Source organism: Shewanella sp. cp20 (genome assembly GCF_000832025.1).
GTDB lineage: Bacteria > Pseudomonadota > Gammaproteobacteria > Enterobacterales > Shewanellaceae > Shewanella.
The window spans coordinates 40,868-54,977 of record NZ_JPII01000019.1 but is presented as its reverse complement, the minus strand read 5'-3'; the positions used below and the strand labels follow the sequence as shown (position 1 = coordinate 54,977).

General features: G+C 51.6%; 11 protein-coding genes. 5 read left to right on the top strand and 6 right to left on the bottom strand.

From position 1 onward, the window contains the following. Positions 1-35: 35 nt before the first annotated feature. From gyrB to dnaA, 4 genes are all read right to left on the bottom strand, one after another. Positions 36-2,453, bottom strand: coding sequence for a DNA topoisomerase (ATP-hydrolyzing) subunit B (gene gyrB / locus DB48_RS07170; protein ID WP_041509612.1), 2,418 nt, complete (start codon positions 2,451-2,453; stop codon positions 36-38). A gap of 16 nt (positions 2,454-2,469) precedes the next feature. Continuing rightward, on the bottom strand, positions 2,470-3,552 hold the full coding sequence (recF, locus tag DB48_RS07165) for a DNA replication/repair protein RecF (protein ID WP_041509611.1): 1,083 nt from the start codon (positions 3,550-3,552) through the stop codon (positions 2,470-2,472). Positions 3,553-3,624: 72 nt separating this feature from the next. Continuing rightward, positions 3,625-4,725, bottom strand: coding sequence for a DNA polymerase III subunit beta (gene dnaN, locus DB48_RS07160; RefSeq protein WP_041509610.1), 1,101 nt, complete (start codon positions 4,723-4,725; stop codon positions 3,625-3,627). Positions 4,726-4,745: 20 nt separating this feature from the next. Then, entirely contained in the window at positions 4,746-6,128 is a 1,383-nt protein-coding gene (dnaA, locus tag DB48_RS07155) for a chromosomal replication initiator protein DnaA (protein ID WP_041509609.1), read from the bottom strand. Positions 6,129-6,570: 442 nt separating this feature from the next. Here dnaA and rpmH point away from each other — a divergent pair, with 442 nt between their 5' ends. The 5 genes from rpmH (at position 6,571) to mnmE (ending at position 10,399) form a co-directional block, all read left to right on the top strand. Beyond that, the gene (rpmH, locus tag DB48_RS19855; RefSeq protein WP_011867659.1) at positions 6,571-6,708 is read left to right on the top strand and encodes a 50S ribosomal protein L34; all 138 of its coding nucleotides are present in this window, start codon (positions 6,571-6,573) and stop codon (positions 6,706-6,708) included. 15 nt (positions 6,709-6,723) lie between these two features. Continuing rightward, entirely contained in the window at positions 6,724-7,080 is a 357-nt protein-coding gene (gene rnpA / locus DB48_RS07150) for a ribonuclease P protein component (protein WP_152619114.1), read from the top strand. Further along, positions 7,047-7,301 carry a membrane protein insertion efficiency factor YidD gene (gene yidD / locus DB48_RS19850; protein WP_011867657.1) on the top strand — a complete coding sequence of 85 codons (255 nt, stop codon included), beginning with the start codon at positions 7,047-7,049 and terminating at the stop codon, positions 7,299-7,301. Before rnpA ends, yidD begins: the two co-directional genes overlap by 34 nt. A gap of 3 nt (positions 7,302-7,304) precedes the next feature. Beyond that, entirely contained in the window at positions 7,305-8,933 is a 1,629-nt protein-coding gene (yidC, locus tag DB48_RS07145) for a membrane protein insertase YidC (RefSeq protein ID WP_041509607.1), read from the top strand. Between the two features lie 104 nt (positions 8,934-9,037). After that, on the top strand, positions 9,038-10,399 hold the full coding sequence (gene mnmE, locus DB48_RS07140) for a tRNA uridine-5-carboxymethylaminomethyl(34) synthesis GTPase MnmE (RefSeq protein WP_041509606.1): 1,362 nt from the start codon (positions 9,038-9,040) through the stop codon (positions 10,397-10,399). A 400-nt stretch (positions 10,400-10,799) separates the two neighbouring features. Here the strand turns inward: mnmE and DB48_RS07135 are convergent, their stop codons facing one another. Both DB48_RS07135 and DB48_RS07130 read right to left on the bottom strand, forming a co-directional pair. Next, positions 10,800-13,250 (bottom strand): helicase-related protein, encoded by a 2,451-nt coding sequence (locus tag DB48_RS07135; protein WP_052813699.1) that lies wholly within the window; start codon positions 13,248-13,250, stop codon positions 10,800-10,802. Between the two features lie 93 nt (positions 13,251-13,343). Then, a complete protein-coding gene (locus DB48_RS07130; RefSeq protein WP_041509725.1) occupies positions 13,344-14,042 on the bottom strand; it encodes a sulfotransferase family protein in 699 nt (232 codons plus the stop codon). Between the last annotated feature and the right edge of the window lie 68 nt (positions 14,043-14,110).

Below are 14,110 nucleotides of genomic sequence, written 5' to 3'. Positions count from 1 at the left end.
CCGGAAGACCGGGGCTTTTCACATTCACAAACCTGTTATACGTCCAGGTTGGCCACGTTGAGGGCGTTAGACTCGATGAAGTCACGACGCGGCTCAACCTGATCACCCATCAAGCAGGTAAACAGTTGATCGGCGGCGATGGCATCTTCGATGGTCACCTTCAGCATACGACGCGACTCAGGATCCATGGTGGTTTCCCACAGCTGCTCAGGGTTCATCTCGCCCAATCCCTTGTAGCGCTGGATGTAGAGGCCACGCTTAGAGTCGTTCATCAGCCAATCCAGGGCTTCGACAAACGAAGAAACCTCTTTCACTCGCTCGCCACGCTTCACATAACCGCCCTCTTCGATCAGACCTTCCAGGGCTTCGGCCAGTGCCGTCATGCGCTGGTAATCGCTCGACTGCAGGAAGTCGTATGAGAACAGGTAGTGGGTATCGATACCATGCTTACGTACCGTCACCTTAGGCAGATAGACCTGACGCTCGGGGTCGAGGAAAGGCTCGGCGCTAAAGATAAAGCCACCGGATTCCGCCTCGGTCAGGGCCGCCACATAGTTGTCACACCACAGCTTCACCTTAGCTTCGTCGGCCAAGGTATCGCTGGTCAAGCCAGGCTGATACAGCATGCGCTCGGTCAACATGATAGGGAAACGCTGCTCTAGGCGATCGAAAATCGCTTCCACTTCACGGTATTGATAAACCAACTTCTCGAGTGGCGCGCCAGACATGGCCGGTGCGTCTTGCGACGGATGGATCTCACCGCCGTCCAGTGCCAAGTTGGTCAGGTATTCAGTCAGTGCCGGATCATCTTTCAGGTACTGTTCCTGCTTACCCTTCTTCACCTTGTACAGTGGTGGCTGAGCGATAAACACATAGCCACGCTCAATAAGCTCAGGCATTTGACGGAAGAAGAAGGTCAACAGCAAGGTACGAATGTGCGAGCCGTCGACGTCAGCATCGGTCATGATGACGATGTTGTGATAACGCGTCTTATCAGGGTCATATTCGTCACGGCCAATACCGCAACCTAACGCCGTGATTAGGGTTGCCACTTCCTGTGAAGAGAGCATCTTGTCGAAACGGGCCTTCTCCACGTTAAGGATCTTACCCTTAAGCGGCAGAATCGCCTGGTTCTTACGGTTACGACCCTGCTTGGCACTACCACCCGCAGAGTCACCCTCCACTATGTAAATTTCAGAAAGCGCTGGGTCTTTCTCTTGGCAATCCGCTAGCTTACCTGGCAGACCACCTAAATCTAATGCGCCCTTACGACGAGTCATCTCACGGGCCTTACGCGCCGCTTCACGGGCACGGGCCGCATCGATGATCTTACCGACGATCAGCTTAGCCTCGTTCGGGTTCTCCAGCAGGTAGTCACCCAACTTCTCACCCATGGTCTGCTCAACGGCCGACTTCACTTCGCTCGATACCAGCTTGTCTTTGGTCTGAGAGCTGAACTTAGGATCCGGTACCTTAACCGAGATCACCGCAGTCAGACCTTCACGGGCATCATCACCTGTGGCAGATGTCTTGCCTTTCTTGTTAAAGCCTTCCTTGTCCATGTAACTGTTGAGGTTACGGGTTAAGGCTGCACGGAAACCGGCAAGGTGAGTACCACCATCACGCTGAGGAATGTTGTTGGTGAAACAGAAGATGTTTTCCTGGAAGCCGTCGTTCCACTGCATCGCCACTTCAACTGTGATGCCGTCTTCACGCTCCTGTACGAAGTGGAAGATCTCTTTGTTAACCGGTGTCTTGTTCAGGTTGAGGTAATCGACGAAGGCACTGATACCGCCCTCATACTTGAAGAACTCATCCTTGTTGTCGCGCTCATCGATCAGGCGAATACCTACGCCCGAGTTTAGAAATGACAGCTCGCGAACACGCTTAGCCAGGATATCGAAGTGGAAAAGAGTGTCCGAGAAGGTCTCTGGGCTTGGCCAGAAACGGATCTCTGTACCTGTGTTGGTAGCCTCGCCTATCTCGGCGATTGGCGCATCGGGCTCACCCATGGTGTAGAACTGTTCATACAGTTTTCCGTCACGGCGAATGGTCAGCTTAAGCTTCTCAGACAGGGCGTTAACCACGGAAACACCCACGCCGTGCAGACCACCAGATACTTTATAAGAGTTATCGTCGAACTTACCGCCGGCGTGCAGTACCGTCATAATAACCTGAGCCGCCGAAACCCCCTCTTCAGGGTGGATAGCAACCGGAATACCACGTCCGTCATCCTTTACCGATACCGAACCGTCGGCATGGATAGTAATGATCACGTCATTACAGTGGCCCGCTAACGCCTCATCGATAGAGTTATCGACCACTTCGAACACCATGTGATGCAGACCCGTACCGTCGTCGGTGTCACCAATATACATCCCAGGTCTCTTCCGTACCGCATCAAGGCCTTTTAGTACCTTAATACTCGAAGAATCGTAACTATTCTCTGACATATTATTCTCTCGTCGGTTATTCAATTACCGTTACACGCCCTTGTTCCACATGGAACACCTTAACGGGTGGCGTGTTTAACGAATCCATTATTGCCGCAGGCTCGATGGCGGTGACAAAGACTTGTGCGCCCGTATCGCTTAGCTGCTGCAGCAAGAGTTGCCTGTGCCTAGCATCCAATTCCGATGGCAGATCATCCACCAGATAAATACTGTTTTTATCTATTTGTTGTTTGAGCAACTTTCCCTGTGCAATACGCAGTGCGCATACGAGCAACTTCAATTGCCCTCGGGATAGGGCATCCTGTACCGGCAAAGTCCCGACCCTTAATCTGAGGTCGGCCTTATGAGGACCACTGGCCGTGTGTCCCGCCGCTACATCTCTGGGATATTGTGCCTGCAACAGGGTCTGATAATCAGTTTTACTATCCCAGCCTCGGGTAAAGGAAACCTTAACATCAACCTGAGGTAAAAACTCTTCGATTATACCCTTAAGTCGTTCATTTAACGAGCCTACATATCGCTTTCGTATCTCAGTCACTATTTCGGCGTAGCGCACCAATTCCTTATCCCAAAACTGAATTTGTTGATAAGGAGTTTCGCTTTTAAGCATCTGATTTCTATGCTTTAAAATTCGTCTTACATTCGCCCATGCGGTGTAGAAGCCTTTGTCGGTATGAAAGGCCCCCCAGTCGATAAACTGACGACGGGATTTTGGCCCCTCAAAAAGCAGCGAAAAACTCTCGGGAGTGATCACCTGAATGGGCAAAGTTTCGGCTAAGGTGGACAGACGTTTCACCTTCTCGCCGTTCATCTTGACCTCGGTTTCCCCGGAGCGATAACGCCTTAGCCCTATCTTGGTCTCCTGCTCGCCCTGTTCCAGATGGGCAAACAGGGTCAGCTTGTCCTGATCGTTCTGAATCACCCGCTGAGACAGGTGACTGCGAAAGGAGCGCCCCATCCCCAGAAAGAAGATAGCCTCGAGAATACTCGTCTTGCCGCTGCCGTTCTGGCCATAGATTAGATTCAGGCCGTCACCGAGCTGCAACTGGGCACTGGCGATATTACGAAAGGAATCGATATGAAGGCGAGATAAACTCATCTAATACTCATGACAATGGCGCAGGGGCCATCTAAGAAGAGGCACGCCCTTGTGGGCGCGCACAGCTTAAGACTAGAGTCGCATCGGCATCACGACGTACATGGAATCTTCTTCGACGTGATTTTCGATCAGGGCACTGGAGTTACCATCGATCAGCGTGATACGCACGTCATCCGACGGCAGGTTATTGAGCACATCCAGCAGATAGCTGACGTTAAAGCCGATCTCCAGAGGGGCGTTGTCATATTCGATATCGAGAATCTCTTCCGCTTCTTCCTGCTCTGGGTTATTGGCGGTGATCTTAATCAGATTCTGTTCTAACTGAACGCGCACGCCACGAAACTTCTCGTTGGAGAGGATCGAGGCTCTCAGCAGCGCCTGCTTGAGCTGATTACGGCTGGCGATAACTATCTTGTCACCGCCCTTAGGCAGCACGCGGCGATAATCCGGGAAGCGACCATCCACCAGCTTACTGGTAAACACGGCGCTCTGAGTCGTCGCACGAATGGCATTCTCACCGATAGCCAGGGTGACATCGAGATCTTCACCCTCGAACAGGCGCTGGAGTTCCAACACGCCTTTACGCGGCACGATCACCTGCTTCTCGGGCAGGGAATCTTCTACCATGCGATGACTCAGGGCCAGACGATGACCGTCTGTCGCGATGGCGCGCAGCACATTGCCTTCGGTTTCAAGCAGCAAACCATTCAGGTAGTAACGTACATCCTGGTTAGCCATGGAAAACTGAGTGGCATCGATGAGTGACTTGAGGGTACCCTGCTTGAGGGTAAATTCGATATCGGCCTGGAAGGCATCCACATTGGGATACTCTTCTGCCGGTAGGGTCGCCAGGGTAAAGCGGCTGCGACCCGAGCGTAGCAAGAGGCGGTTGTCCTGCTGCTCAATTTTTAATTCGACTTGCTCGGGAAGTGACTTGACGATATCGAGAAATTTCTTCGCCGGTACTGTGGTACGGCCCTCTTGGACCTCGCCTTGCAGCTGCGCCTGGCCGACTAATTCGACCTCTAAATCGGTACCGGTCAACTTAAGTGAGTGACCACTTACTTCAACTAAAAGGTTTGCCAGAATCGGTAAATTATGTCGTCTCTCCACCGCCCCACTCACGAGTTGAAGCGGCTTTAATAGGGCATCCCTATCAATTGAAAATTTCATCAGTTTCAATTTCCCAGAGTTTATGAAGATAGCGTACGGATTAAGTTAGCATAATCTTCTTTAATGTCATGACTTTCTTCACGTAGCTGGGCAATTTTGCGACAGGCATGTAGCACTGTCGTATGATCTCGGCCACCAAAGGCATCGCCAATCTCGGGCAGACTCTGGTTAGTTAATTCTTTCGACAATGCCATCGCCATCTGTCTCGGTCTGGCGACGCTGCGTGAGCGACGCTTCGACAGCATGTCGGCCATCTTGATCTTATAGTATTCAGCTACGGTTTTCTGAATGTTATCTATAGTGACCAATTTTTCCTGCAGAGCCAAGAGATCTCTTAGGGCTTCACGCACAAAATCGATAGTGATCGGACGACCGGTAAAGTTAGCGTTGGCGATCACACGATTGAGTGCGCCTTCCAGTTCACGCACGTTAGATCGCAGACGCTTGGCAATAAAGAAGGCCACCTCGTCAGGCAGGTTAATGCCACTCTCCTGTGCCTTACGCATCAGAATCGCCACACGGGTCTCCAGCTCAGGCGGCTCGATGGCTACCGTCAGGCCCCAGCCGAAGCGAGACTTGAGGCGATCTTCCACCCCATCGATCTCCTTAGGATAACGATCTGAGGTCAGGATCACCTGATGATTACCTTCTAACAAGGCGTTGAAGGTGTGGAAGAACTCTTCCTGGGATCTGTCTTTGTTGGCAAAGAATTGAATATCATCGATAAACAGCGCATCGACGCTACGGTAGTAGCGCTTAAACTCTTCGATCGCATTGTTCTGCAGTGCCTTCACCATGTCTTGCACGAAACGCTCTGAGTGCATATAGACCACCTTGGCATCGGGCTTATTCTTGATGATGCCATTACCCACGGCGTGCAATAGGTGAGTCTTACCAAGACCCGTTCCACCATAGAGGAACAGAGGGTTATAGGCACCACCCGGGTTTTCAGACACCTGCAAGGCGGCCGCCTTACCCAACTGGTTCGACTTACCCTCGACGAAGTTATCAAACTGATAGGTGGGGTTGATATTACTTCTATGATTGGCCGTAACCGCAGGTTCGTTGCTATTAAATGACGGCTTGCTTGGGGACTTGCTGGCCGCGGGCGCAACTGGGCTCTTGGTCGAGGCAGCCGGCGCTGCCGGTTTGCTCACCGGGCGGCTACCAATGTCGAAACGTAGCTTAGGGGCGTCACTGCCCATCTGTTCGGTAAAGAACTGATTGATGGTATTAAGGTACTTGTCTCTCACCCAATCGAGTACGAATCGATTCGGTGCATAGAGCACTAGAGTTTCCCCGTCCATTTCGGCTTGTAACGGTCTGATCCACATACTGAATTGCTGAGCGGAAAGCTCGTCCTGTAGTCGTCCGATACATTGCTGCCAAAGTGAAACCGCCACGTACTTATCCCCAAAAGATCATACAAAAGAGGTGTATTCTATAGCGAGATCACTAGGATCGCTATCCTTTAAATAGATTTATCCCCAGTAAGATCATCTTTATTTATTTACGCCGATCCAAAACGATCCTTATCGATCAAAATAATCTGACAAAGCAGTAAACTCAGCTTTATTAAGCGATCCAGATCGATCTATAATTGGCGACCTTCGATCTGGCTAATGATCACTAGATCCACAAGATGTAGTGGCCATTCACAGAGTTATCCACATTAGATAGTATGTAAGGATGACAAGATAAGAAGATTTAGAGGCAGATTTTACCCACTTGACGGTTTTGCATGTTGACGGGCTTAACTAAAGTGATTACAATTCGGCCTCTTTTTTGCCCTTACCTCTTTTATAGGGATAAGGTTTATTCACCTAACAAAGACGGATTGCCATAATGAGTAAACGTACTTTTCAACCTAGCAACCTGAAGCGCAAGCGTTCTCACGGCTTCCGCGCTCGTATGGCTACTGTTGGTGGCCGTAAGGTTATCGCACGTCGTCGTGCAAAAGGTCGCGCTCGTCTTTCTGCTTAATAAGTAGAAATGCAAGTGACCAGCTATACCTTTACGCGGGAGTTACGTCTGTTAACTCCCGCGCAATTCAAATCTGTATTCTCCAATCCCATCAAAGCTTCTTCAGCTGAAATAACCTTACTCGCCATCCCTAATGAGCTGCAGCATCCTCGTATTGGATTAACTGTTGCAAAGCGTTATGTTAAGCGAGCCAATCAGCGCAACCGAGTTAAACGTATCATCCGCGATAATTTTCGTTTGCACCAACACGAATTACCGCCACTCGATATCGTCGTGCTCGTCAGAAACGGCGTGTTGGATATGGATAATGCAGCATTGCACAAACTGGTAGAGAAGCTATGGCGCAAGCTCAGTCGCCGTTACAATGGCTAGCCACTAAGCTGATCCGAGGCTACCAAATCTTTATCAGCCCTATACTGGGGCCAAAGTGCCGTTTTCACCCCACATGTTCCAATTACGCTCTCGAAGCGATTCGATTGCACGGATTTGTGAAAGGGAGTTGGTTTGCAGGGAAACGCGTATTAAAATGTCACCCTTTACATCCGGGCGGAGAAGATCCCGTCCCTCCAAAAAATAACAGGTGTAATAAATAGGCTATGGAATCTCAACGCAATATATTGCTCATCGGTCTGCTTTTTGTCAGCTTTTTGCTGTGGCAGCAATGGCAAACAGACAAAAATCCGCAACCGGTTGCCACTGAATCTTCAGTTGTAGCTTCAACCGTCACAGATGCGCACAGTGCTGACGTTCCTGATGCCGACGCTGCTCTTCCCGAAGCAGTGGCCGCCTCTAAAGAACTCATTAGTGTCACAACTGACCAACTGAACCTGAAAATTAACCCAGTGGGTGGCGATATCGTCTACTCTGCGCTGGTGGGTCATAAGCTAGAGCAAGACAAGGAAGAACCTTTCGTCCTGCTGCAGCAAACCAAAGATATCTACTACATCTCTCAGAGTGGTCTAATTGGCCGTAACGGTATCGATAGCAGCGCTAAGGGCCGTGCTCACTTTACCAGCCTATCTCAAGCCTACAGCCTAGCCGATGGCCAGGATACCCTGGAGATCCCACTGAGCTATGTTGCCGACAACGGCGTGACCTATACCAAGGTGTTCACCCTACACAGAGGCAAGTTCGATGTAGGCGTAGAATACCGCATCAACAACACCTCAGCAGAGCAGCTTCAGGTGCAGATGTATGGCCAGATCAAGCACAGCATCAAGAAGAGCGAAAGCAGCATGATGATGCCGACTTATCGTGGTGCCGCCTTCTCAACGGCAGATACTCGCTACGAGAAGTACAGCTTCGAAGATATGGCTGACAAGAATCTGGACAAGAAGACACTTGGTGGTTGGGCGGCAATGCTGCAACACTACTTCGTATCGGCCTGGGTACCACCAGCGAACGATCAAAACACCATCTTCTCTAGCGTAAGCGCCGGTGGCCTGGCTAATATTGGTTTCCGCGGTGCCGTCTACGATATCGCACCGGGTGCTGAGCAAACGATTAGCGCCCAGTTCTACGTAGGTCCTAAGGATCAAGAGGCCCTATCGGCCATCTCTGAATCCCTGAACCTAGTAGTCGATTACGGCTTCCTATGGTGGCTGGCTATCCCTATCCACTGGTTATTGATGTTCTACCAGTCCTTCGTGGGTAACTGGGGTGTGGCTATTATCCTAATCACTCTGACCGTACGTGGTATGTTGTACCCGCTGACTAAGGCGCAATACACCTCTATGGCCAAGATGCGTAACCTGCAACCTAAGCTGCAGGAGATGAAAGAGCGCTTCGGCGATGACCGTCAGAAGATGGGTCAGGCCATGATGGAACTGTACAAGAAAGAGAAAGTAAACCCTATGGGTGGCTGTCTGCCTATCTTGCTACAGATGCCAATCTTCATCGCACTCTACTGGGTACTACTGGAAAGCTACGAGCTACGTCACGCGCCATTCATGCTATGGATCACCGACCTTTCGGTACAAGATCCTTACTATGTACTGCCGCTGCTGATGGGTGTTTCTATGTTCGCGATGCAGAAGATGCAGCCTATGGCGCCTACCATGGATCCTATGCAACAGAAGATGATGCAGTGGATGCCGGTTATCTTTACCGTCTTCTTCCTCTGGTTCCCAGCGGGTCTGGTGCTTTACTGGTTGGTCGGTAACTTGGTAGCCATTACCCAGCAGAAGATCATCTATGCCGGTTTGGAGAAAAAAGGGTTAAAATAACCTCTAGCTCCAACTAATGAAAAAGCGGTCGGATACTTTGTATTGACCGCTTTTTGCTTTTAATGAAGACAGCTTTTCACTCCATCAGCGCAGGAAACACAGTAATGACGACAGATACTATCGTGGCACAAGCAACCGCACCAGGCCGCGGCGGCGTAGGTATCATCAGGGTCTCTGGCGACAAGGCCAGCGACGTAGCCATGGCCGTACTCGGGCATCTGCCTAAGGTACGTTATGCCGACTACTGTGACTTCAAAGACGCCGATGGTGCCGTGATAGACCAGGGCATAGCCCTCTACTTCAAGGGCCCTAACTCCTTCACCGGCGAAGATGTCCTCGAGCTACAGGGCCACGGTGGCCAGGTGGTACTCGACATGCTGATCAAACGCGTCATGGATGTCGAGGGTGTACGCATCGCCAAACCAGGCGAGTTCAGCGAGCAGGCCTTCATGAACGATAAGCTGGATCTGACTCAGGCCGAGGCGATTGCCGATCTTATCGATGCCACCAGCGAACAGGCGGCCAAGAGCGCCCTACACTCGCTACAGGGTGAGTTCTCCACCCAGGTGCACGAGCTGGTGAATCAGGTCACCAACCTACGCCTCTATGTGGAAGCCGCAATAGATTTTCCCGACGAGGAGGTAGACTTCCTCTCAGATGGCAAGATTGCCGGCTCGCTCAGCAGAATCATCACTAAACTCGACTCGGTGCAATCCAGCGCCAAGCAAGGCGCCATCATACGCGAAGGGATGAAGGTGGTGATTGCCGGTCGTCCCAACGCGGGCAAATCTAGCCTGCTCAATGCCCTCGCAGGTAAAGAATCGGCCATTGTCACCGAAATTGCCGGTACCACCCGCGATGTGCTGCGCGAACATATCCATCTCGATGGCATGCCGCTGCACATCATAGACACAGCCGGCCTACGTGATACCACAGACACGGTAGAGCAGATAGGGATAGAACGCGCCTGGGCCGAGATAGACACCGCCGATCAGGTACTCTTTATGGTTGATGGCACCACCACGGATGCAGTCGATCCCCATGATATCTGGCCAGATTTTATTGATCGCCTCCCCAAAAACTTGGGGGTTACTGTGGTGCGTAACAAAGCCGACCTCACGGGCGAGGCACTCGATGCCACCGACGAGCAGGGCCATAAGGTGTTCCGCCTGTCTGCCAAGACAGGTTCGGGGGTCGAGGAGCTCAAGGCACACCTGAAGTCCCTGATGGGCTATCAGAGCAATCTCGAAGGGGGCTTCCTTGCCCGTCGTCGCCACCTGGAAGCGTTAGAGCTCGCCAGCAGCCACCTGGCGCTCGGACAGGAACAGTTAGAGGTCTATCAAGCGGGTGAACTCCTGGCAGAAGAGCTGCGCATGTGTCAATTGGCGCTATCGGAAATCACCGGAAAGTTCACCTCAGATGATCTCCTCGGCAAGATCTTCGGCTCCTTCTGTATCGGTAAGTAAGCATACTTATTGCACTCCTATTGCACTATAGATGAGCGTTTTTCAAACAGCCATTTATGAAGCTCAAGGCCGATAGCTTTAAGCAGCGGCTTTTGCGGTATACAGACAAGATAATTTAAACAAGCAGAGAAAGATCCAGGCGGGATCTTTCCTCATTTTGGTGCATAAACATCCAAGATGGCGATCGAATTAATCAACAGAGATATCAACAAGTAATTCACTTAGCGATCAAAATTGGTGCACAACTCCTAATCAAAGCTAATTCATTGATTATATTTATTTTTTATTCTTTCTTATTTTACACTCTGCTAAATTTCGATCCCGCAACGGGATCGAAAGTAAAAAGTTATACTCAAAACCATGTCATGAATTTTGAATAAGATCTTTAGGGATCGAACGGCTAGTTGACCTCTACCACCCGACTGGCTTTCTTATACTTGACCCGCCAGCCCTGCCAGCGCGGCAATTCCCAACGTTTGGGACCAGATTTTCGCTGCCCACTCAGGTACTCACACACCACCCATTTCCCCTTGATCTGATAGCTGACACTGAGCTTAAGATCCGCCAGCGTCACTTGCATTGGATAAGCCAGATCGAAGTCTTGTCGCAACCAGTCGGGAATCCCCGCAAACTCGAGATCCCCTGCCTCGATAAGCTCAAGATCGGCTAGTGTTTCGACCCCTAGGCTCGACAGCCGCCGCGCCAAAAATGTCTCCAATGTCTGCGGCTTGGGTGCAGGTAAGGCGGCACCACTGGCCTTAGCCTCCTCATAACCACCAAGCTCGAGCCAGATGTTCCAGGCCGCAATATCCTGTGCTAGACGCTCACCAAGACCGGGAAACAACAGATTCTCGACAATACTATTGATGATGGAGGGGATAACCTCTTGCGCCTTTACCTTCTCACGGCGCGTCTCTATCACCCTGCCCGCATAGCGTCGCTCGATACGCACCTCATCTGGACTCAGCTGCTCGGCAACACTGTCTTCTCCCAGTCCAGCCTGCAACAAGGTATCTAAGGTTATCGGCGCCATACAGAATGCCAGATTGATGGTCTGTTTCACGCCGCGACCTACGGTTACATGTTGATCAAACACCACGGCCGCCATTGGCGACGACTTGTCCTTGTCTGTTGGGCCGAAACGAGACTCCCGGCCGATAAGCACTTCACTCAAGCCATTCCCGAGCGCCTGTTGACGCTTAAGCCGGCAGATATAGGCTAGTTCGGGCTGGGCACGCATCACCGCAAGCAGCCAGTTACGCCTAAGTAGTGAGTCAGTAAGGTCAGCCTTAGGAAGGGTGGTGAGCCGCAGCGCGCCGCGGATCTGCCCGGCCAAGTGTCGGGCCTCGGCTATCGCCTGATGATTAATATCTTTAAGGGGGATCTCATCGGCTTGCTCATCACTCCTAACTAGCTTGATCAAGCAATAGGCATCGCAGCCAAAAGGCTCCCATAGCGACAACCTGTGTCGCTCATATTCATCATTGGGCAGCCGATAGAGACGCCCAGGCGTAGCCAAGGCTGCGGCCAGGTCTATCATCAAATCCAGGCAGTTATCGTCAGGCATGACGCTAATCAGATGGGCAAATAGCGTATCTATGGGAAGCGGAAACAGACGCCGCCCATGGTCGGTGGCACGGCCCGCAGCATCCAATGCCCCCATGGCGATTAATCTCTCCTTCGCCAATTGCAGTGACCTCTCCGGCAGAGGATCGACAAAATCCAGCTGCGCCAAGTTGGCGCCGGCACAGGCAGCCGCCAGCATGGGCTCGACGAGCTCCTCCCGCCTTAGCTCAGGCGGAGTGTTCGCCAGCAAAGGCGCCGACCGTCCCCAGAGACGGATACAGATGCCCGCCTGAACGCGCCCGGCCCTGCCCATACGCTGATCGCTACTCGCCCTGGAAATATGAGACAGGGACAAGACGGTACGACCATTGCGCTGATGGGTGCGGCGCTCCAATCCTGAGTCGATCACTGCGGTCACACCGGGAATGGTCAGGGAGGTCTCGGCAATATTGGTGGCAAAGATCACCCTGCGATGGTCACTAGCCTGCAGCACCTTGGCCTGTTCCTGGGCATCTATGCCCCCATGTAGCGGCAGCAGAGTGATATGCCCATCGACTTCGGCGAGTGGCGCCCGGCAGGCCTGTATCGCAGATGAGATCTCCCCCTTGCCCGGCAGAAAGACCAAGATATCTCCCTGGGTCGACGCCAGGGCTTGTTGCAACGCGGGGATCAGGCGCTGCTCTAACCCATGAATATCCGGCAGATGGTGACTCTCTCTTGCCAGGTAGCTTAGTTCCACGTGAAACTTCTTCCCCTCAGCCCTCAGGCTGATGGCATTAACATCATGGTTATCAGATAGATAGTCTGCAATCACCCTACCCGCTATGGTGGCCGAGGTGATGATCAGCTTATGCAGCCCTCTGGCCTTAAGTAGCGCTAGAAGCAGGTCGGTATCCCAACGACGCTCATGAAACTCATCGATCATCACGGTATCAAAATCGCCAAGGCTGGCCATGTCGCCAGACAACCAGCGCAGGGCGATACCCGGCGTGACAAAGGCAATTTGGGTTTCGGTCGTTATGCTGCAATCGAAACGGATGGCGTAGCCGACCCTTAAATCTGTCAGGCCTTGTACATATTCAGCCAACGCCAAACATGCCACCCGCCTAGGTTCCACCACTAATACTCTGGGACGCCTCCCCTGCTCGTCGGGTTCGGCGCACCACAGAGGCAATCGAGTAGACTTACCCGAGCCCGTATCGGATTCGATCACCAGATGATGCCCTGGATAGGCTGCTTTAAACTCGGTGTAGAGGGTATCGATGGGTAGAAATGGATTCGTCATGGCAACAATTATCGGCAAATTATTCACCCAGAATAATAACCCACTGCAGACCCGAAACGAAAACCACCTTAGTTAAGCTATCTCTGATGTAAATTAAATTTTGTAATTGAAATACTTACGATTTTCTGGCCCGGCCAGGTTACTGCTTATCTTTAGCTCGTGCTTATATTCATCCCAGCTGGCCACATTGCGGCCCCGATTAAGATGGGGAAACGCTTGCTGATGGCTGACAACCAGGGGATCGACACCGATGAAGTTGGCTAATTGCGACAAACTCTGGGGCTGATCCAGCTGCAGGCTCAAAAACTGCTGCGTCATCGCCTGATTTTGATAGAAATAATCAAATACCTGCTGCTTATGCGCCAGATAACAAGTCTTTAAATGCTCGGCATCCATGGGATTCGCCGCCCGATAGATGCCAAAGGTATGGCCAAAACTGCGCTTGAGCAGCGGGTGAAAACGCCCTAGTCTCTCATCCAAATGCACCAGCATTCGGCCGAGTAGCATCTGCATCGAAGGCACCCAGGCATCTAATGGCCGATCCAGATAAACAAATTTGGCGTCAGGATAGAGACGATGCAACTGACGATAATCGCTGAAACAGGGGGCATCGGAAACCGCGTCGGCAAGCATGACAGCCTGCTTAGTAAATGCCTGATGCGCCACCTTGAGTCCCATATCTAGCATGGCAACACTGACGCTAGTGGTACCCGTACGTGGCAATCCTATGATGAAGGTTTTACTCGCAGGTCTGACTTGACGATCCGTCGATGTAGGCTGGTGATAATTCATAGAGATGGCTCGGGAGAAATAGCTCGTGAGAAATAGCTCGTGATAAATAGGAGGGCAGTATAATGAAA